This is a genomic window from Microbulbifer epialgicus (assembly GCF_041447265.1).
Taxonomy (GTDB): Bacteria; Pseudomonadota; Gammaproteobacteria; order Pseudomonadales; family Cellvibrionaceae; genus Microbulbifer; species Microbulbifer epialgicus.
Genome location: NZ_JBGMEK010000273.1, coordinates 1 through 673, shown reverse-complemented (window position 1 = coordinate 673; position 673 = coordinate 1). Strand labels below are relative to the sequence as shown.

Annotated in this window: 1 pseudogene; it reads left to right on the top strand. The window is 43.4% G+C overall.

Features of this window, described 5'->3' with window-relative positions:
* Window positions 1-171: 171 nt before the first annotated feature.
* Window positions 172-609 (top strand): annotated as a pseudogene (locus ACCI49_RS24965) (transposase); the annotation flags it as partial.
* Window positions 610-673 lie beyond the last annotated feature (64 nt).

Below are 673 nucleotides of genomic sequence, written 5' to 3'. Positions count from 1 at the left end.
CATCAAAACTGGTAAACCCCTCTTTTTCAAGAGGATGTGTCAGATTTGGTCTGAACTAATCCATTTAATTTCATAGAGATTGTCATCCACTGTCCCAGTTGCCACTCTTGCTAAGTCACAGATAACTGTATATGAATACGGTTATCTGTTTGATCTGAAAGGAAATTCACCATGGCTCGCGACAAGGTGCAGTTTCAGAAGGGCATTAGTTTGCCCCAATTCCTTAAAGAATACGGAAGTGAAGAGCAGTGCTTCAACGTACTCTGCCAATGGCGTTGGCCAAACGACTTCTGTTGCCCTCACTGCGGACACGACAAGCATTGCGATCTGGCTTATCGCAAGCTCAAACAGTGCAATCGGTGTCGACGTCAAACGTCGGTCACTTCTTGTACAATCTTCGACTCCACAAAGTTAACCCTTGCTACTTGGTTCCTCGGAATTTTTCTCATCACTCAAGATAAGAAAGGCATTTCTTGTATGGAGTTGTCACATCATTTGGGTATCTCTTACAATGCAGCTTGGCGTATGAAGCAGAAACTCATGCAAGTGATGATGGAACGAGACCATCAATACAAACTGTCTGGCTTCGTTGAATTGGATGACGCCTATCCTGTGTTTTATACACATCATTTAAGTCCATTTAAAGCTTCCACCGCCTCCATGTAATGAAGCA